Annotated in this window: 14 protein-coding genes; 12 read left to right on the forward strand and 2 right to left on the reverse strand. The window is 59.5% G+C overall.

What is annotated here, in order from left to right; all coding sequences use genetic code 11:
* Positions 1–724: 724 nt before the first annotated feature.
* On the reverse strand, positions 725–1,537 hold the full coding sequence (locus R6T97_RS02760) for a helix-turn-helix domain-containing protein (protein WP_372922554.1): 813 nt from the start codon (positions 1,535–1,537) through the stop codon (positions 725–727).
* A 133-nt stretch (positions 1,538–1,670) separates the two neighbouring features.
* Here R6T97_RS02760 and R6T97_RS02765 point away from each other — a divergent pair, with 133 nt between their 5' ends.
* The 8 genes from R6T97_RS02765 to R6T97_RS02800 all read left to right on the forward strand — a co-directional run bounded on the left by R6T97_RS02765 (position 1,671) and on the right by R6T97_RS02800 (position 12,951).
* Positions 1,671–3,692, forward strand: a complete 2,022-nt coding sequence (locus R6T97_RS02765; protein WP_372922553.1) for a CocE/NonD family hydrolase — start codon at positions 1,671–1,673, stop codon at positions 3,690–3,692.
* A gap of 105 nt (positions 3,693–3,797) precedes the next feature.
* On the forward strand, positions 3,798–5,348 hold the full coding sequence (locus tag R6T97_RS02770; protein WP_410347786.1) for an ABC transporter substrate-binding protein: 1,551 nt from the start codon (positions 3,798–3,800) through the stop codon (positions 5,346–5,348).
* Positions 5,349–5,424: 76 nt separating this feature from the next.
* The gene (locus R6T97_RS02775; RefSeq protein WP_410347787.1) at positions 5,425–6,369 is read left to right on the forward strand and encodes an ABC transporter permease; all 945 of its coding nucleotides are present in this window, start codon (positions 5,425–5,427) and stop codon (positions 6,367–6,369) included.
* The gene (locus R6T97_RS02780) at positions 6,350–7,294 is read left to right on the forward strand and encodes an ABC transporter permease (RefSeq protein WP_410347788.1); all 945 of its coding nucleotides are present in this window, start codon (positions 6,350–6,352) and stop codon (positions 7,292–7,294) included. Before R6T97_RS02775 ends, R6T97_RS02780 begins: the two co-directional genes overlap by 20 nt.
* A gap of 1 nt (position 7,295) precedes the next feature.
* Positions 7,296–9,356: a dipeptide ABC transporter ATP-binding protein gene (locus R6T97_RS02785; RefSeq protein ID WP_410347789.1), complete on the forward strand. Its 2,061-nt coding sequence runs from the start codon at positions 7,296–7,298 to the stop codon at positions 9,354–9,356.
* Positions 9,357–9,395: 39 nt separating this feature from the next.
* The gene (locus R6T97_RS02790; protein WP_410347790.1) at positions 9,396–10,823 is read left to right on the forward strand and encodes a C69 family dipeptidase; all 1,428 of its coding nucleotides are present in this window, start codon (positions 9,396–9,398) and stop codon (positions 10,821–10,823) included.
* Positions 10,824–10,858: 35 nt separating this feature from the next.
* Entirely contained in the window at positions 10,859–12,187 is a 1,329-nt protein-coding gene (locus tag R6T97_RS02795; RefSeq protein ID WP_410347791.1) for an aspartate aminotransferase family protein, read from the forward strand.
* A complete protein-coding gene (locus R6T97_RS02800; protein ID WP_410347792.1) occupies positions 12,184–12,951 on the forward strand; it encodes a 3-keto-5-aminohexanoate cleavage protein in 768 nt (255 codons plus the stop codon). The genes R6T97_RS02795 and R6T97_RS02800 overlap by 4 nt, the downstream gene beginning before the upstream one ends.
* 380 nt (positions 12,952–13,331) lie before the next feature.
* Here R6T97_RS02800 and R6T97_RS02805 read toward each other — a convergent pair whose 3' ends face one another.
* Positions 13,332–13,628 (reverse strand): DUF4113 domain-containing protein, encoded by a 297-nt coding sequence (locus R6T97_RS02805; protein WP_410347793.1) that lies wholly within the window; start codon positions 13,626–13,628, stop codon positions 13,332–13,334.
* 92 nt (positions 13,629–13,720) lie between these two features.
* On the opposite strand from R6T97_RS02805, the gene R6T97_RS02810 reads away from it, so the two are divergent.
* From R6T97_RS02810 to R6T97_RS02825, 4 genes are all read left to right on the forward strand, one after another.
* Positions 13,721–16,093, forward strand: coding sequence for a LuxR C-terminal-related transcriptional regulator (locus R6T97_RS02810; RefSeq protein ID WP_410347794.1), 2,373 nt, complete (start codon positions 13,721–13,723; stop codon positions 16,091–16,093).
* Between the two features lie 98 nt (positions 16,094–16,191).
* Positions 16,192–17,220 (forward strand): ABC transporter permease, encoded by a 1,029-nt coding sequence (locus tag R6T97_RS02815; protein ID WP_410347795.1) that lies wholly within the window; start codon positions 16,192–16,194, stop codon positions 17,218–17,220.
* Positions 17,220–18,092: an ABC transporter permease gene (locus tag R6T97_RS02820; protein ID WP_410347796.1), complete on the forward strand. Its 873-nt coding sequence runs from the start codon at positions 17,220–17,222 to the stop codon at positions 18,090–18,092. Before R6T97_RS02815 ends, R6T97_RS02820 begins: the two co-directional genes overlap by 1 nt.
* 3 nt (positions 18,093–18,095) lie before the next feature.
* On the forward strand, positions 18,096–19,772 hold the full coding sequence (locus tag R6T97_RS02825; protein ID WP_410347797.1) for a dipeptide ABC transporter ATP-binding protein: 1,677 nt from the start codon (positions 18,096–18,098) through the stop codon (positions 19,770–19,772).
* Positions 19,773–19,791 lie beyond the last annotated feature (19 nt).

Here is a 19,791-nt window from a genome sequence, read left to right on the forward strand (position 1 = left end):
GCAACACCCAAAACCTAAACCACAATCAGCACAGATTGGCCCTGACGGGCCAAAGCATCCGGGCAACCGCCAGCTAAATGACAAGCGCGGCCGCCCGGATGCTGGCGTTCGTCTAAACGCTGATTATCCCAACCCCAAAGTGGCAACATTTTGCGCTGCCCTTTGGCTCACTTTTACTCTGCCGTTGACACCGGCGACTCGACACCGCCATGATATGCCGCCCCTCAGGGCATCACCAACATTCGCCCGTTTCTCGGACTTTCCCGCCTTTTGCTCACGCAGCTTTTGCTGACGCAGCATCGCTTCGCGCGTGCGGCCTGCTTGCCGCTGCGTTGCAGCCAAAATCACCAGAGCGGTCGTTCAAGGCCCCGCTGAGCCACAAAATTCAAACCGCGCTTTTGCCGCAGGCGCTTCCAATGTGTCAGTCGCGAAACACAGCCGCCCTTCGCAGGCACAGTTTTTGCTGTTGCAGCATTAGTGGGCAAATGCCGCAACTGCTCCACTGCATTGCAGCGCTAGCCGTCAAGGCGGTCATCGAACAGTAGCCTTATCCCCGGCCTCAAACCGTGGCTTCCACAACAAGCCCCAGACGCTCAAACTCGTGCTGATTTTCAAAGGCAGAGGGGCATCCGATGAACTCGGGTCCGTGACAGCCGTGGGGGGCGAGTATCACGCCGCAATATCAAGAGGCCGTCCTGCTCAAATTGCTCTCTCGACACATGTATCACGGCTCGTCCACATCGAGAACGAAAGACGACGGTTCAATGCTATTCTCGATCAAAGACATGATTTCGGATCGTGGCGAGCCATCACTCGGGTCGAACAGCCCGGTTCTTTTTAGCGCTTGACGAACATTGATATCGCGCCCGAGGTATTCCAATGCGACTTTCGACGCGCCAGGTTTGCGCCCGCGACGTGTCGGTCCACCGGTTTGAATGCCAAGCAAAAGTCCGATCCGGTTGCGGTGGCTGGGATAAAACGTTGCCTGCGTAATCGTATTCACTTCGATCGATTCATATTCAAGAACGTACAGGCGGTCGGCAAGATAAAACAGGACACCTTCATATTTGTTCAACCCATTCGATCGCCCGGTCTTGGGGTCGCGCAGAATCTCGATGTTCTTCCAGTAATACTTGTTATCTTCTGTGTAGATGAGCGCGAGTGAGCGAATGACTTTCCCCTTATTTCCGAAGGAGTAGAAGTATCGGAAATAGTAGCCCAGATATTTTTCAAGATCCTGGCTGTGCTGATACAGCCTGTCGAGATGACGCAGCGGTTTGCTTAACGCTTCTTGTTGGAGGGGTTTGCGTTTGAGGGCGACAATTTCCTCGAATGGCTGCGGCTCCATCAGCAGTTCGGCCTCCGACACGCCAAAAAAATCGCAGATCCTGCGCATGTTGCGGCGCGATGGATGAGATCTGCCCGCAAGATATTTATTGAATTGCTGTCGGTTAATGTCGAGCCTGCGGCATACCTCGGCGATGGAGGGATGATAGCTGCAAAGCAGAGCCAGGTTATGGCGAAGTTCATCGGACATGAAACATTGTTAGAATGAAGCACTAATCGCGTCAATTGGCGAATGGTCGCGAAATTGCCGTCCTTCATGATGCGCGTAGACTTTTCGACGACCTTGGCACCGCGGGGGTGCAGGACGATCGGAAGGCAACTAGATGAAGCAGGTTCGCGCCTATCCCCACGCCGTGAGGGAAATCCACCACATCGAGATCCCGATGCCGGATGGCTGCAAGCTGGCCGCGCGCATATGGATGCCGGAGGGTGCCGAGGAGGCTCCGGTTCCGGCGATCCTCGAATATCTGCCCTATCGCAAGAATGATTTCACCACCGCGCGCGATGCCTCGATGCAACCCTATCTGGCCGGGCACGGCTACGTGGTGATCCGGCTGGACCTGCGTGGCGCGGGCGATTCCGAGGGGCTGATGGTGGATGAGTATCTGCCACAGGAATTGCAGGACGGTTGCGACGCGATTGCCTGGATCGCGGAGCAGCCCTGGTGCGACGGCAAGGTGGGCATGATCGGCATTTCCTGGGGCGGCTTCAACGGGTTGCAGATCGCCGCGTTGCAGCCGCCCGCTCTGAAGGCGGTGGTGACATTGTGCTCCACCGATGACCGTTATGCTGACGATATTCATTACATGGGCGGTTGCCTGCTGGGTGAGCAGCTCAGCTGGGCCTCGATCATGTTTGGGCGTAATACGCTGCCGCCGGATCCGGCAAATGTGGGCGACAAATGGCGCGACATGTGGCTGGAACGGCTGGAAGGCAGCGGGCTGTGGCTGAAAAACTGGCTGGAGCATCAGCGGCGTGATGACTTCTGGCGACATGGTTCCATCTGCGAGGACTGGTCGAAGGTGCAGATTCCCGTCTATGCAGTCTCGGGGTGGGCGGATGGCTACCCGCGCAGCGTGTTTCGACTGATGGAGCATTTGCCGGGACCAAAGAAGGGGCTCGTGGGACCGTGGGCGCATCGGTATCCGCATATGGGCGAACCGGGCCCGGCGATCGGCTTTCTACAGGAAGAATTGCGCTGGTGGGATCATTGGCTCAAGGGGCATGACACTGGCGTCATGGATGAGCCGATGCTGCGGCTCTACATGCAAGACAGCGCTGCGCCCAAGGGGCACTACAAGGCCCGTCCCGGCCGCTGGATCGCCGAACCAAGCTGGCCCTCGCCGCAGGTCTCGCGGACATTGTATCACCTGACGCCGGACGGCGGGTTGAACCCTGAGCGCCCCTCCGAAGATGGTGTTCTTCACCACCACAGCCCCGCGGATGTCGGCATGTCCTCGGGCAAATGGTGCGGCTACGGAACGCCGGGGGATGCCCCCGTAGATCAACGACGGGAGGACGCTGGCAGCCTGTGTTTCGACATCGGCATTCCCGAGGACGGCCTGACATTTGCGGGGGACGCCAACCTGCACCTGCGCCTGAGCGTCGATCGGCCTGTGGCGCAGGTGGCCGCGCGCCTTGTGGATGTGCATCCCGATGGCCGCGGCACACGCCTGTCCTTTGGTGTGTTCAATCTGAACCACCAGCAAGGCCATGACAGCCCCGAGTTGCTCGTACCGGGCAAGATCTATGACGTGACCATCCCGATGAAACACGTCGCCCAATCCCTGCCGAGCGGGCATCGCCTGCGCCTGGCAGTGTCGACCAGCTATTTTCCGATGATCTGGCCCACGCCCGAACCGGTCACGTTGAGCGTGCATACGCAAGGCAGTGCGCTGGAGTTGCCGTTGCGCGCCGCTTCGGCCCTAGATGAGACCCTGGCCGATTTTGACGCAGCTGCGGCCGGGCCGCCGCCCCCGACAGAGCAGATCGCTGAACCCGAAACCTGGTTCCGCATTGTCGAGGACGCCGCGCGCGGGGAAATCCAGATGCAGATCGCCGATGGTGGTGGGGTCACACGCCTCTTTTCCAATGACCTGACCCTGTACAAACAGGGATACGAAACCTATGGCGTGAGTCTCAATGACGTCACTTCGGCCTGGGGCCGCGCCGAATGGCACTACGGGCTCAGCCGTGGAGATTGGTCTGTGCGGTCCGAAACGCGGACCCTGCTGCGGGCTGACGCCAGTGATTTCATCATCACAGCAGAACTGCGTGCTTGGGAGGGCGACACGCTGGTTCTGGAAAAGCAGTGGGAGGAGCGCGTTCTGCGCGATCATTTGTAAGTTATTCGAAGCTCTTTGTGCGCCACATCGCGAAACAATGCGAAATTGATCGGCGTTGGCATCGTGTCATGCTTCGGTCAGGAACTGTCTAGGAAGGACACAACAATGAAACAGATAGGAACAACCCGCCGGGGCTTTCTCGGCACAACCGCTGCATTGGGCGCATTGGGACTTGCCCCGGCCTGGACCACGGCGGCCTTTGCACAGACCGGCGGCACTTTGCGTCTTCGAATCGACGGCGACAACGATGTGCTTGACCCCGGCTTCATGACTGGCGGGACAGAGATTGAGGCGCAGAAGCAGTGCCTGCCCTTCCTGGCACAATATGCGCGGGACGGCGAGACTTTTACCTGGGAGCCGACCTATTTCGTTACCAAGCTTGAGCAGCGTGACTCGACCCATATTGACTTTGAATTGACCGAGGGCCTGGTCTGGTCAAACGGCTACGGCCCGGTCATGGCCTCGGACGTCAAGTTTTCCTATGAGCGGATGAAGGACAGCGACTGGTCCGGCTACTTCGATGCGCTGGAGCGTGTCGATGTGACCGGGGACCGGACAGGCACCATCGTTCTGAACAAGCCTTTCGCGCCCTTCATCATGATCACGCTCTGCCATGGCCCCGGCGCGGTGCTGAGCGAGAAGGCTATGGCCGATGCGGGCGGCAAGTTCACCACCAGCTTCCCGGCGGTCTGCGGCCCCTACACCTATGAGGCGACGCCGGGCCAGCGCGCGGTGTTTTCCACCAACCCCGAGTGGACTGGGCCGAAACCAGCCTTCGACCGGGTGGAGTGCAATGTCATCACCGAGGTCAAGGCGGCTGAACTGGCCTTCGAGGCCGGAGAACTGGACTGCACCGAGGTCGGCGCCGACACACTGGCGCGTTATACCAAGGACATGCCAGAAGACACCGCGATCGCCGTAGCGGGAGAGTTGCAATACATGTGGATGGGGATGAATACAGAACATCCCAAGCTGCAGGACATCCGGGTTCGTCAGGCGATCCAGCATGCGGTCGACGTGGATACCATCCTGCAAGGCGCTTATTCCGGAATTACGGTGAAGTCCCACGGGATAATCTGCCCGGGCCTGACCGGCCAGCGAGACAGCACCGGATACGCCTATGACCCGGCCAAGGCGCGCGCGCTTCTGGATGAGGCGGGTGTCTCGGGGCTAGAGGTGACGCTGCGCACGCTCAACAATCAAGAGCGGATGCTGGCGGCGCAGATCATCCAGGCCAACCTCGGGACGGTGGGGATCACTGTCAACGTGCTACCGCTCGACGGCGGTCCCTTCTGGGAAATGGGGCAGGAAAGCAAGGGCGACACTTGGAAGGACCTCGAGCTCTGGCTTATGCGGTTCGGCACTACGCCCGATCCCTATGAAGCGACACAGTGGTTCACCTCGGACCAGGTCGGCGTCTGGAACTGGGAGCGCTGGACGGACGAGGAATATGACCGCCTGTATGAAGAGGGCATCAATGAGACTGATCAACAGAAACGCCACGACATTTATGTGCGCATGCAGGAAATCATGGAAAACACGGGCGCCTATGTCTGGATCAACCATGAGCCCGAGGCGTTTGTGCATCGCACGGACGTCGTCGTGAACGCCGCCCCCTCCGGCGAATTGGACTATCGCAGGTTCGATCAGGCCTGATCGCTCGCAAACCGCCCTGACCCGCGTCAATCTGCGCGGGTCGGCATCGTGAAATTCGGTCGAGAGGAGGTCGTCCGTGCTTTATTACCTGACCAAACGTCTGGGACTGTCCGCTGTGGTAGTCGGTCTCGTCGTGCTGGTGCTCTTCTCGTTATTATACTTCATCCCGGGCGATCCGGCGACCATTGCCCTTGGCCCGCGTGCTACGGAAGAAGCTATCGCGCGTTATGCCGAGAAGATGCATCTTGACGAACCTGTTTGGCGGCAGTTCCTAATCTATTTTGGCAATGCCTTGACCGGGGATCTCGGGCTCGATGTGTTTTCCGACCGGCCTGTGACCGCCATCATAATGGAACGGATCGGTTTTACCCTCGCGCTGGTCGGAGCTGGGATGGGCTGGGCCATGTTGCTTGGCATCCCTCTGGGCTGCCTCGCGGCGGTCAAATCCAACAGCTGGATCGATCACATCACTGGCGTGTTGTCTGTAGGAACCATTGCGATTCCGTCGTTTCTCGTGTCGATTTGGGCCCTGCTGATTTTTGCGGTGCATCTGCGCTGGCTTCCGGCCATCGGGGCAGGCGAGCCTGGCAACATCGGCGACCAACTCAGCCATCTGATCCTTCCGGCCTTTGCCATCGGATTAAGCTGGGTGGGCTATCTCGCGCGGATGGTGCGCGCCTCAATGCTTGAGGTGATGGGCGAGAATTATATCCGGTCCGCCCAAGCTTTCGGCCTTCAGCCACGTCGCGTGATCTTTGGCTACGCGTTGCGGGTGGCTATCCTTCCCACCATCACGTTGATTGGCATGGGGTTCGGGGGAATGATTTCTTCGACTGTCTTTGCCGAAATCATCTTTGCCCGTCCCGGTATTGGTAAGCTGATCTTTGATGCCGTGATGGCGCGCAACTTTCCGATAGTGCAGGGCGCAGTTCTGGTGGCCACCGGCCTCTATATCTTCGTAGTCCTGTTTTCTGACATCCTAATAGCTTGGTTTGATCCCCGTGTCCGAGAATCCCTCTGAATCCGAAACCGGTATCCCAGCGGTCGATGCATCGGGACTTCCCGATCATCTGACTGAAGCCGATATCCGTGAATCTGCAGCCCGCGAGCGCCGCGAAAAGCTGCGCATGTTCCTGACAAACTGGCAGGGACTGATCGGGCTGATCCTTGTCATCCTGTTTTTCGCAAGCGCATTGTTCGCGCCTTGGTTGGCGCCCTATGACCCAAATGTATTGGATGTGCCGGTGCGCCTGTCCAGCCCATCCCTGGAACATTTGGCGGGAACCGACCAGTTGGGACGCGATACGCTTTCGCGCATATTGTATGGTGGGCGCGTAGCGCTGAAAATAGCCGCCATCGGCGTATCTGTTTCGTTGGTTGTCGGCTTGATCCTCGGCATGATTGCAGGCTTCGGGCCACGCTGGCTGGACAACTTGCTGCTCCTGGCTTTCGACACCGTACGGTCCTTTCCGACCATTGTGCTGGCGCTGGCTACCGTGGCACTGACCGGCCCGAGCCTTGGGGTGGTGTTGGCGATCGTAATCATCACGTCGATCCCCCAATATGCCCGGGTGGCGCGGACCGCGACGCTGACGCTGAAGAACACCGATTTCATCCTTGCAGAACGCGCCCTCGGCGCGAGCATGCCAAGAACCTTGCTGCACCACGTGATGCCCAACGTGATTGGGCCTTTATTGATCTTGGCTGCAATGGAGGTGCCGGTGGTGGTTACCGTCGAAGCAGGGCTCAGCTTTCTGGGCCTCGGCGTGACGCCGCCTACGGCAAGCTGGGGTACGATTCTGAACGAGGGCTATCTGGTAATCCGCGATGCGCCGTGGATGGTCGTCGCCGGGGGGATACCGCTGATCCTGACTACACTTGGCTTCACCTTCCTTGGCGAGGCATTGCGCGACATTTTCGATCCACGCATGGGAAAAGGACGCTGATATGCCCAAGGACGTAATTGAGACGCCCGAGACGCTGCTGGATATCCGCAATCTATCTGTCGACTTCCGGACCTCGCGTGGGCGGGTCAAGGCGCTGCGCGGCATATCCTTTCCAATTCGCAAAAAACGGATCGTGGGTATTGTCGGCGAAAGCGGATCTGGCAAATCGACCGTGCTTTGGGCGTTACTGGGTCTTTTGGCAAAGAATGCCGAGGTAACGAGTGGCGAAGTCCGCTTCGGTGACCGTGACTTGCTGCACGCGAGCGAGGCGCAGTTGCGGGCCATACGCGGCCAAGAGATATCGGTCGTCTTCCAGGACCCTATGACCAGCCAGATCCCCGTGCTGACCTATGGGCGGCAAATGCGTGACATCCTTTACCGGCGTACCGACATCTCTGCTGCCGAGAAACGCCGTCTGGCCGTCGATATGTTGGCCAAGGTCGGTATCCCTGATCCCGACAAGCGAATCGACCAATATCCTCACCATTTTTCGGGTGGCATGCGCCAGCGTGCAGGTATCGCCATGGCACTGCTCACAGGACCAAAGCTGTTGTTGGCAGATGAGCCGACAACAGCGCTTGATGTGACGATGGAAGCGCAGATCATCCACCTGTTACAGGATCTGCAAAAGGAACTGGACGCGACGGTCGTGGTGGTTTCGCACAACCTCGGGCTCATTGCCGAGCTTTGCGATGATGTGGTTGTCATGTATGCGGGCGAGGTGATCGAGGCAGGCGAAGTTCGTGAAATTTTTCACAACGCACAGCACCCTTATACCCGCGCCCTTCTAGAATGTGATCCAGCCCGGATCGAAGATGTGTCGCGCAAATTGCCGGTGATCCCTGGTGACATACCTGACCTGACCAAGACGCTCTCAGGGTGCATCTATGCGCCGCGCTGCCAGCGGGCGCTGCCGATCTGCCGGGAAAAGCTACCGCCGGACGTCGCCCGTGGCGAGATGAGTCTCGCGCGCTGTCACCTTCTTGACGGACCGCACCATGATCCGAGCTGGCCACCGCCGCTGGACGTGATGACCGTGGGACAAGGCGAGGCTGGCGCCAGCAAGCCCGCTCGAGCGAAACGCGATGAGCGCCTGCTCGAGGTCTCGGACCTGAACGTGCAGTTCGAAATCGTTGGTCCTTTGCGGGCGCGCTTGAAAGGCATCACCCAGCGTCACGTGGACGCTGTTCTGGATGTCAGCCTGTCGGTTGCTCCCGGTGAAACCGTCGGACTGGTCGGCGAAAGTGGTTCCGGCAAGACAACACTTGGGCGCTGTGTGCTCAACCTCGTGAAAGCGCAGGGGGGCAGCGTTCTATTCGAGGGCCAGGAAATAACAAACATGCCTGAAGGCAGATTCAAGCCGCTGCGCCGTGACATGGCGATGATGTTCCAGGATCCGGTCGGGTCGCTTTCCCCCCGAAAATCCGTTCGCGCCCTGATCACCGAGCCATTCCAGATTCATGGCATTGCCGGGGTTGATCTGGACGCCGAAGCCGAGCGACTGGCCGAAATGGTGCGGTTGCCCAAACCGTTCCTGTCGCGGTATCCACATGAGCTTTCGGGAGGACAGGCCCGGCGTGTCGGCGTGGCCCGCGCGTTAGCCCTCAATCCCAAGCTGATCATCGCGGATGAACCTACCGCTGGACTTGACGTTTCAGTCCAAGGCGAGATCCTAAACTTGATGGCAGATTTGCAAGCAGAACACGGGCTGGGGTACTTGATCATTACGCACAACCTTCCCGTGGTAAGGCATATCGCTGACCGGTTGGCGATCATGTATCTGGGGCGCATCGTTGAAGAGGGCCGTACGGACGAGGTGTTCGCGCGGCCGGTGCATCCCTACACACAGGCCCTCGTCGAAGGCGTACCGCAACCCGATCCCGATCGGCGCCGCGTGCATGTGTCGATCTCCGGAGAGGTGCCGAGTCTTCTCAATCGCCCGAAAGGCTGTGACTTTGCGGGTCGCTGTCCTTTTGCACAGGACCTCTGCAAGGCACTGAAGCCACCACATGTGACGATGGCTGATGGACGACGCCACGCCTGCCACTTCCCGCTTGGGTGATCTGTGCAGACATTGTGAAATAACAAGAGAAGAAACAGAATGAGTTACGGTATCTATATCGGGCGAAATAAAACTGCGGACGGCGTGGCCTACCTTGCCGGATATGGCGATGAGCCTAGCAGTCACTGGCTCGAAATCACACCACGCGCCATGAATGAGGAGGGAGCGAAGATCACGGTTGGTGTCACGCCGGAGGCGGATATGCCCGGCCATCTGAGCGACATTCCCCAGGCGGCCGAGACGCTTCGCAACATGCGCGTGAACTACAGCTATTATCTTGGTGTACCCGCACCGCTGACCAATGGCGGGTTGAATGAATGTGGAGTGGCGGTGCGCGATATCTGGTCCACGTCGCGCGCCGATCTGATCGCGATGACGCCGAAAGACCAGACTGGGCCGAACTATTCGGACCTTGCGCGTATCGTGATAGAACGCGCCCGCAGCGCGCGTGAGGGTGTGGAACTGATCGGTGAGCTTATCGCCGCGCATGGCTATTCCACCTATGGCGGCAATTCCCACATGATCGCCGACCCGGACGAAGCCTGGGTTGTAATCGAATTCGCCGGGGGCTGCGGCCTGTGGTGCGCCGAACGGCTTGGACCGGATGACATCCGCGCCTCGCGCCCAGGGTATATCGGGGAGATACCGATCGCGCCAAACGAGGATTTTCTCTTTCCGCCGCATTTCTTCGAGACAGCCCGCGAACAGGGCTGGTGGTCGCCGGACGATGGCCCGTTTCGTGTGAACCATGTCTACGGTGACGGCAAGGATCGCTGGGATGGCGTTGCTTGGATCGAAGATGAGATGAGGGCCCGCGCCAAACGGGCCGAGAAGATCGGGCTCGCAGATGTATTCTGGTCGATCAGCACTGAGCGCCTGACTGGGGATACCGCAGGATATGGGCAAGTTGTACCGCTGGTCCACCCGAGCCATGATGCGCTGCGCATGATGTGGCACGCAGCTGTAGGTCCAGTCACCGCGCCGCTCCTGCCAGTCTTTCTCGGTCAGGCATCGGTGCCGCCGGCATGGCGTCAGCACCGTTATCTGACAGCCGGCGAAAGCCATCGCTTCCTTGACTGCCGCAAGAAAGAAAATGATCCCGACACGGTGTCTTTGATCGCTCAAGGGATCGAGACGGGACCATCGGCGTTCCATGACTTCAAGCGGCTCATGCATCTGGCCTTCCAGCAACCGGACCCGATCCTGAACGAGGTCTGGACCCATTGGCGCGCGATCGAGGCAGATGTGAATGCCCGCATTCCGGGCACCCTGCGCGCCGCCGAACGCCTTCTGGAGGCTGGCGAAGAGGCCCTTGCAGCGCAGGTTCTGACGGAGTTTGCCCATGCGCGCATGGCCGAGGCCCTGGCCGATTGCGAGGCCCTTTCGGCAGCGGCACATGCAAGGCTGCGCGCACTGGACAAGCTGAACATGACCCACGAACCGCGAATGCTCGACCAGATCTGGTAATCCCAAGCCAACTTGCCGCCCCTTACGAGGACATCATGACAACCCATCTCTTTGGCCGCTCCATGCGCCACGATCCTCCCAAGGCCGTCGCCGGCGATGGCTGCTATCTCATTGACGCGGATGGCAAACGCTATCTCGACGGGTCGGGCGGGGCCGCCGTCTCCTGCCTTGGCCATTCCAACGCGGCGGTCCGCGCGGCGCTGCACGCCCAGATCGACCGGCTGGCCTTTGCGCATACGGGCTTCTTCACCTCCGACCCGGCCGAGCAACTCGCCGACCGCTTGGCCGCCCATGCGCCCCCCGGGCTGGACAGGGTCTATCTGGTTTCGGGCGGCTCCGAGGCCGTGGAAGCCGCGCTGAAACTGGCCCGGCAATACTTTGTCGAGATCGGCCAGCCCCAGCGGCACCGCGTCATTGCCCGGCAGCAAAGCTACCACGGGAACACTCTGGGGGCGCTGGCCGCCGGCGGGAACGCATGGCGACGGGCGCAGTTTGCGCCGCTTCTTGCACAGACCAGCCATATCGCGCCCTGCTACGAATACCGCGAGCGGCAGGCCGGAGAAATCGCCGAGGCCTATGGCCTGCGGGCCGCGCAGGCATTGGAGGACGAGATCCTCCGGCTCGGTCCCGAAACCGTCATGGCCTTCATCGCGGAGCCGGTTGTCGGGGCAACAGCGGGCGCGGTTCCCGCCGTGCCGGGCTATCTTCGCCGCGTCCGTGAGATTTGCGACCGGTACGGGGTTCTGCTGATCCTTGACGAGGTGATGTGCGGCATGGGCCGCACCGGCCATCTCTTTGCCTGCGAAGAGGACGGTGTCGCGCCCGATATCCTGACCATCGCAAAGGGGCTGGGGGCCGGCTATCAGCCCATCGGCGCTTTGCTGTGCCAGGCGGCAATCTATGATGCGCTGGCCGCCGGCTCCGGCTTCTTTCAGCACGGGCATACCTATATGGGCCACCCTATCGCAGCGGCGGCGGCCCATGCCGTTCTGGGTGAAATCCTGGATTGGAACATGCTGACCCGCGTGCGCGAACAGGGCGAGAAACTCGGTGAGGCCCTGAAGGCGACCCTCGGCGATCACCCCAATATCGGCGATATCCGGGGCCGTGGCCTTTTCCGGGGGATCGAGCTGGTTGCGGACCGGGAGAGCAAGACGCCTTTCGATGCGGCCCGCAAGCTTCACGCCCGCATCAAGGCCGAAGCCTTTGCCGCCGGGCTGATCTGTTATCCCATGGGCGGCACGGTCGACGGTGTGTCGGGCGATCACGTCCTACTCGCGCCGCCCTTCATCATCGAGGACGACCAGATCGGAGAGTTGGTGGAAAAGCTTGACATGGCGATCCATCGGGCACTGGCCACATGACACCTTTACCCGATATCATGGTTGCGCCAAACGGGGCGCGGCTCTCCAAGGCGGACCATCCAGCTATTCCGATCACAATAGAAGAGACGGTACAGGCGGCCGAAAGTTGCTACAGGGCCGGGGCAACGGGGCTTCATGCCCATCTACGCGATGACGGCGGTGGCCATGTCCTCGATATCGGCCTATATCGCGAATTACTCAGCGAGATGGCGCGCCGGGTCCCGGACATGGATGTTCAGGTCACAACGGAAGCGGTTGGTCGATACATGCCCTTCGAACAACGCGATCTAGTCAAGCAACTTGCGCCAAGATCAACTTCGATCGCATTGCGGGAAATGTGGCGCGATCCCGATGAAAAGGTTCTGGCGGAGTTCTACCATCATGCCGCCGAGTCCGGCATCGCCATTCAGCACATACTCTACGATCCGGATGACATCGCCCTTTTCACGCGCCTGCGGGATCGCGGCATTCTACCGTCCGGTTCGGCGCAGATTCTTTTCGTTCTTGGCGATTACACTTATCAACGTGCTGGGCAATCCTCGGAACTCGACGAACGGCTGCAGGCGCTCACCCCGATCCTGACGTATCTTGACTGGGCCGTTTGTGCATTTGGTCCAGATGAAACCGCCTGCCTTCGCGCGGCCCGCGCTCGGGGTGGCAAGATCCGCGTGGGCTTTGAGAACAATGTTGTGAACGCGGATGGGACCGTCGCGGCAAGCAACGCCGAACGCGTTGCTGAGGTCGTGTCGACTTGCCGCTTGTGAGTGCTGCATAGTCAAAGGCAGCTCCGTTCCTAGATCGGTGAATGCGATCTCTGAACCTTGCTACGGTCAGCATGAATGACCGTTTTTTCCGCTGCGCAGCGAGAAAACCTAAGGTGCGGGTTGGGCTCTCACCCAGCATTCGCTGCACTGAGCTTGAAGGTCCGCTTTCGGGAAACTGCTCAAACTTTGCAAAGGTCACTTTCTGCGCATTGCTGACCTTGGTGGCTGGTGCACCATGGCAGGGCGTTAAACCTGAGCGCTGAATGGCCGCTTTCATGCTTTTGACAATGTGCCGTCGCAGCCGCAGCGAATTCACACTTTCCGCCGATTCTGACGGAGACCGGGACTGCAGGCGACCATTCTCACAAGCGTTCAAAAACTCACCGAACAACAGGCAGGTCGGAAAACCGCGTCGTGTATCGGGGGCTACGATGGTCTGCCCGCATTTTCCATTGACGGGTCATGACCGCGCAAGTTGGTTTCAGCCGGGTTGTGCTCATGGAAGGGCAGCTCGGCTGAACGAGAAGCGCATCCGTCGGCTCATGCGGCTGATGCGCTTCATGCCGATCTACCAGAAACCCGACACCAGCAAAGGTCCCAAAGCATATCTGCTTGATCGCTTTGCCATGTGTGAAATGGAAAAGCCTGATCTTCGCAATCGTTTCCATCATCAACATCCCAACATATAAGTTTCAATCACGTGGGCTATGGTGATCACACGATTCGGCTCAGTCGCAAAGGTTGCTTCGTTTGAACCTGCCTGATTTTGGTGGCATCTACCCAAGCCAAGCTCAATGACCGCAAGAAAGACCGCGATTTGCAGACGCCGTTCAATCATCAGCCACACAAGAGGCTGGCCAGAAGCATTCTGGCAGATACTGCCCGTCTTGTGCTGGTCTCGGCCCTGCCCGGCACCGGACGGTCGAGCTTGCTGACGCAGATTGAGGTGTTGTCCGGTGTTCCGCTAGTCACATCGCCACAGGAACTGGCCGCCAATTCCCCGCTGTGCCTGATCGACCTGCCTATGAATGTGCAATTCGTACTGCCTCAAGATGGGGGCCGGATCATCATCAGCGCCGCGCCGCACCAGATCGCGGGCTTTGCCAGACTGCAACTCTACGGCGATGTACGCATTGTCGGGAATGCCGATCTGTTCCTGTCTGATGACGATCCTGCATTTGATCAAAGCGGCGGATGGCCTGCGCTGTCAGCCTTTTTCAACCGCGAGACCCCGAAAGATGCGAGCCCATCCGTTCCCATCACCTACGTCCGCGACACGGTGCTGCCGGCGCTGACTGGCGGGGCTGTCGCCGTGCTGCATGCGCTCGCCCTGTCTCAACGCGGGCTGGATGCAGCACCTCTCGACGCAGATGCGCGGGCCGAACTGCACTGGTTGCAACCGCTTGTGCTTCAAAATGGCCATCGCTGGACCTTTCGCACTTCACTGTTGGGGCAGATTTTTCGCGATGCGATGGCTGGGAACCCGGTAGAGCATCGCACCAGCAGCTTGTTAGAGGCCGCAGGCGAACCGGGCGTCGCAATACGTTCAGCTTTGGCGGCGGGTCACAGGCGACGGGCACTGGCGATCCTCGAACGCGGCGGCGGCGTGATGCTGGGACATCTGGAGGGTCCGGGCGAGGCGCGCGCCGTACTTGACGCTTTTGGCCAAGATCCTGACCCGACCGTGATGGCCTTGCGCGTGATGATCGCGCTGAAAAGCGGACAAGCCAGCCATGCCGCCCTTTTGCTGGATGCCGCAGAACAGATGATCCTGAATACGACAGCAGAGCCCGACCGCGCCTCGCTTCTGACCCGTCAAAATATCCCACCCGAACTGCGCATGGTACGCCTGTTGATGGGGGTCTACAGCGACAAGCCGGTCAACACCAATTTCTACGCCGAATTCGCCGCCCTGCTGGCCGAAGCACCCCCGGAAAACCATCTACTGCGTGGATCGGTCTATAACGTGGCTCTTGATGAACAGATCCGCAGAGGCCGCGTGGGTGAAGCACTGGCCACAGGCGACAGGGCACTGGCGCATTACGACGCCGCGGGCGCGCCTTATTTGTCTTTTTATATCCACGTCCATCTGGCGCTGATGCATCTGATGGCGGGCGCGCCGAACGATGCGGAACCGCGGCTTGACCTCGCACGACAGAAACTGACAGAGACATCATTCGATACGCCTCAGGATGATCTGTTTCTCACGCTTCTGGATGCTCAGGTCGCTTATGAACAAGGCCGCCCAGAAGCTATGGCACGCTTCGCGGAGACCGCCTTTGAACGGTTTGCTTACGGTGAATTATGGCCCACAATCGCAGCACAGGCGCTGGCCTTTGGCGCAGAAGCCTTGCTGCAATTGCGCGGGGCCGAGGCCGCCTTGCACTATATAGACAGCTGGCGAGTGCAGATGTGGCGCACCCGCCGGTTTCGCCTGCTGGTTTCACAGCGCGAGATTCTGGTACTGCAATCCGCCAATCGCTGGCGCGAAGCGCGCAACCAGCTAGAGGCTATGGCGACAAGGATCGGCCATATCTGGATCGAAAGCGCAGGCGAAAACCTGACCGATCTTCGCGATGCCGAAGATCTTACACAAGCGCTGATCTGGCTGCGCCAAAAGGTGTTGGAGCGACCCCGTGACACTGGCCTTGGCGATCAACTGGCAATGCTGGCGGCCAATCCGCATCTGTCATGGCGTCAACGCCAGTGTCTGGCGATCTGGCAAGCTTGGTCCGCCCGTCGCCGCGGCAAGATAGGTGAGGCGCGGCGCTTACTGGCCCAAGTGCTGGACACCACTGCGGCGCGGTCATGCCGCGCACCGGTGATGGAAGAACGCCAGCTTGTTGTCGACATGCTGGATGATCCGCGCATGGCCGGCGGCCCGATGGAAGGGCGTCCGGTGCCGCGCGATCTACGCCGTGGGGCACTGGACATAGCGATCACTGGCCTTCTGTCCCGGCAGGAACTGCGCGCGCTTTTGCTTTTGTCGGAAGGGTGTTCCAACAAGGAACTCGCCCGGGAGATGCGCGTCAGCCTGCCCACAGTGAAATTTCATCTGCGCAATCTTTACGCAAAACTTGGTGCGGCGGACCGCCGTCAGGCGATTGACATTGCCCGCAGCCGCAAGATTCTGACGACCTAAACCTATCCCTATTGCGTCAAAACCCATCCCTAAAACGACTGGATCATTGCCCGCTATCTTTGCAAGCTGTCGGGAACTCAACCCCTGCCGGAGATACCATGCCCCCCAGCTTTGTGGAATTCATCCTTAGACGGATTGCTGGTTTCATTGCCGTGCTGCTGGTCCTGTCGATGATGATATTTATTTTGGCCCGCGTTGTGCCCGGCGATCCGGCCCGCATTGCGCTTGGTCCCGCCGCCAGTGCGGCGCAGGTTGATGCGATGCGCGCGCAGATGGGGTTGGATGATCCTCTCCCGGTGCAATATTTCAATTTCCTTGGCGGCGCGGTCCAAGGCGATTTCGGCAGCTCGCTGATTTCCGGGCGGCCTGTAGCAGCCGAGGTCATTGGCTTGTTGCCCGCCACGCTGGAACTGGTGCTGGCGACCTTGGTGCTGATGCTGGTGCTGGGGGTGCCGCTCGGAGTCCTATCGGCGCGGTATCAGAACCGCTGGGGTGATACGGTCTTGCGACTGTTCTCGTTGATTGGCGTGACGATGCCCGCTTTCCTTGCTGCGATCTTGCTACAACTTTTTGCCGCCTATTACCTGACCGACTGGCCGATTCTTGGCCGGATGGATCGTGGTATCGGCGCACCGGCCGGACCGACCGGGCTGCTGACCATTGACGGGCTGCTTGCCGGGCGGCTGGACGTGACATGGAGCGCGCTGCAACATCTGGCCTTCCCAGCTATCGCCCTGTCGCTTTCGGGTATTGCGCAAATCATGCGGATCACCCGGTCGGCGATGATCGAAAACCAGCGAAGGGACCATGTGCAGACCCTGCGTAGCTTCGGAGTGCCGGGGCGGGTGGTGACGTTCCGCTATTTGCTGAAACTATCGTCCGTTGCACCGCTGACCATCATGGGGTTGGAATTCGCGTCGCTGATCGGCAACGCCTTCGTGGTGGAATTGGTCTTTGCCTGGGGTGGGTTCGCCTCGCACGGGTTGGAATCGATCCTGCAAAAGGACCTCAATTCCGTGATGGCCGTGGTGATGCTGTCGGGCGTGTTCTTTGTCGTCGCCAATCTGCTGATTGACATCGTCGTTGGACTGATCGACCCGCGCATCCGCATGAAAGAGAGACGCTGATGACCAGCCTTGGAACCCCGCATATGATTTTGACTGCGCGCCGGATGGCTTGGCTGCGGTTCCGGTCCAATCCGGTGGCGATCATCGGCGCTCTGATGGTCCTGTCAGTGCTGTTCTGCGTGGCGTTCGCGCCATGGATCGCGCCCTATCCTGAACACAGCGGCATCGTGCTCGATTTCAGCAACCGACACACTCCGCCAAATGCGGATCACTGGCTGGGCACTGACAAGGTGGGCCGCGATATCCTGTCACGCGTAATCTATGGCTTTCGCGTGTCTTTGCTGCTGGTGGTTGGTGTCCTGGGCGTGGCTGTGCCTGTCGGGGCAGCACTGGGCCTATGCGCAGGCTATTTCGGCGGGCGCGCCGAGTTTTTCATCACAGGCTTCACCAATGTCATGCTGGCGATCCCGCCCTTGGTCATGGCTTTGGCGGTCGGCAATATCCTGAACCCCAACCTGATCAATGCGATGATCGCTATCGCGCTGCTCTGGTGGACATGGCACGCGCGGCTTGTCTACCGTGTTGCCAAGTCCGTTGCAGCTGAAGATTACATCGAGGCTGCACGTCTGGCCGGAGCCACTCATTGGCATATCCTGACGCGCGAAATCCTACCGAATTGCATTGCTGTAATCTCTGTCAAGACGACCTTGGACGCCGCTTTCATCATCCTGTTCGGCGCAACTCTGTCCTTCCTCGGCCTTGGGGTGCGCCCGCCCACCCCCGACCTTGGCTCGATGGTCGCCGATGGCCGCCAGTTCCTACCCGAATTGTGGTGGGGTGTTCTGGGGCCAGCGCTTGGCATCTTTTACGTGACACTCGGGTTCAATCTGCTGGGTGACGGGCTGCGCGACATGTTCGATGTAGAGGTTTAAGCAATGGCATTACTCGATATTCAAAACCTGAACCTGTCTTTCACAAGCTACGGCCAGCGCACTCATGTTTTGCGTGATGTATCGCTGAAGATCGAAGAAGGGCAGCGCGTGTCCCTGATCGGCGAAACCGGGTCCGGCAAATCGGTGACCTCGAAGGCGATCCTTGACACCCTGCCCCGCAATGCTGCGGTGGAAAGCGGCAAGATCCTGTGGCGCAGCAAGGACCTTTTGCAGGAATCCAGCGCCACGCGCGAGGCGCTCAAAGGCATCGAAATGTCGGTTGTCATGCAGGACCCTTTGTCCTCTTTCAACCCGGTCTTTACCATCGGCACCCATCTGGAGGATGTGTTGTACTGGGCTGACCGGCGCAAAGGCGAAAGCCGCAGCCGTGCCGAACGGCGTGCCCATATCCATCACGTTCTGCGCAAAGTGCAGTTGTCCGACCCGGACCGCGTAATGCGCGCCTATCCGTCCCAACTGTCGGGGGGAATGCGCCAGCGGGTACTGATCGCGCTAGCGCTGATGAACCGCCCTGCATTGTTGATCGCGGATGAACCGGGCACAGCGCTTGATGTGACGACGCAGGATGAAATTCTCAAACTGCTCAATGCCTTGGTCGTCGAAGAAGGCCTGTCATTGCTGATGATCACCCATAATCTTGGCGTGGTGAGGATGACTGCGGATCAAGTTTATGTCATGCATCATGGAGTAGTCGTCGAAGATGCGCCGCTGAAAAAGCTGTTTGCCGCGCCGCGGACCGATTACGCCAAAGAGCTGATAGCCGCGATCCCACCGCTTTATGGTCCAAAGGTCAAGGATCAGGTCACGACACCGCAAGAAACGCTGGTCAAGCTGGACGCTGTCGGTAAGGATTTCATCGAGAAACGCCTGTTGCGCGCGCCCCTGGTCAACAGCGCCGTCAAAGGTGTGGATATCGAGATAGCCAAAGGCGAAATCTTCGGGCTGGCCGGGGAAAGCGGGTCCGGCAAAACCACCGTTGCCCGGATGGTTATGGGGATCATGCGCCCGAGTTCCGGCCGGGTGATCCTTGACGGGCAGCCCTTGACCGAAAGGCTTGATGGCCGTGCCGATCGCGGATTGGCACAGATCGTCTATCAGAACCCGGGCACATCGCTGAACCCCAAGCGCACGGTCGGGCAGACCTTGCAGGTGCCGTTCGGGTTTTCAGACGTGCCACGTTCTGAACACCCAAAGCGGATCGCCGCCTTGCTTGAACGTGTCGGACTGGGGGCGGAATATGTCAGCCGCTATCCGCATGAATTGTCAGGCGGACAAAAACAACGCGTAGCGATTGCCCGCGCCTTGGCCGCCAATCCACGCCTGTTGGTACTGGATGAGCCGACCTCGGCGCTGGATGTCTCTGTCCAGAAAAAGGTCATCGCGCTGTTGGAAGAATTGCGCGATGAACTGGGCCTGACCTATTTGTTCATCAGCCACGATTTGTCACTGATGCGGAATTTCTGTTCGCGCATTGCCATCATGCTCCGCGGCGAAATCGTGGAGCAGGGCACACCAGCAGAGGTTTTCGCGAACCCCAGCCATCCCTACACCCGCGCCCTTATTTCAGCGATTCCTGTCATCACCGATGAAGAAGAAGCGCAAAAACCCAAAGTCACCGATGAAGAACGATCAAAGTTTCTTGTGTCCTCCGCGGCATGAGCAAGAAGGAGAATAAAGA

This window comes from Yoonia sp. (assembly GCF_046498525.1).
Classification (GTDB): Bacteria; Pseudomonadota; Alphaproteobacteria; order Rhodobacterales; family Rhodobacteraceae; genus Yoonia.

Excerpts from the sequence above, each read along its gene's own strand:
- R6T97_RS02765 (WP_372922553.1), top strand. The coding sequence starts at position 1,671 with ATGAAGCAGGTTCGCGCCTATCCCCACGCCGTGAGGGAAATCCACCAC.
- R6T97_RS02785 (WP_410347789.1), top strand. The coding sequence starts at position 7,296 with ATGCCCAAGGACGTAATTGAGACGCCCGAGACGCTGCTGGATATCCGC.
- R6T97_RS02805 (WP_410347793.1), bottom strand. The coding sequence starts at position 13,628 with ATGTTGATGATGGAAACGATTGCGAAGATCAGGCTTTTCCATTTCACA.
- R6T97_RS02795 (WP_410347791.1), top strand. The coding sequence starts at position 10,859 with ATGACAACCCATCTCTTTGGCCGCTCCATGCGCCACGATCCTCCCAAG.
- R6T97_RS02820 (WP_410347796.1), top strand. The coding sequence starts at position 17,220 with ATGACCAGCCTTGGAACCCCGCATATGATTTTGACTGCGCGCCGGATG.
- R6T97_RS02770 (WP_410347786.1), top strand. The coding sequence starts at position 3,798 with ATGAAACAGATAGGAACAACCCGCCGGGGCTTTCTCGGCACAACCGCT.
- R6T97_RS02825 (WP_410347797.1), top strand. The coding sequence starts at position 18,096 with ATGGCATTACTCGATATTCAAAACCTGAACCTGTCTTTCACAAGCTAC.
- R6T97_RS02815 (WP_410347795.1), top strand. The coding sequence starts at position 16,192 with ATGCCCCCCAGCTTTGTGGAATTCATCCTTAGACGGATTGCTGGTTTC.
- R6T97_RS02790 (WP_410347790.1), top strand. The coding sequence starts at position 9,396 with ATGAGTTACGGTATCTATATCGGGCGAAATAAAACTGCGGACGGCGTG.
- R6T97_RS02760 (WP_372922554.1), bottom strand. The coding sequence starts at position 1,537 with ATGTCCGATGAACTTCGCCATAACCTGGCTCTGCTTTGCAGCTATCAT.
- R6T97_RS02800 (WP_410347792.1), top strand. The coding sequence starts at position 12,184 with ATGACACCTTTACCCGATATCATGGTTGCGCCAAACGGGGCGCGGCTC.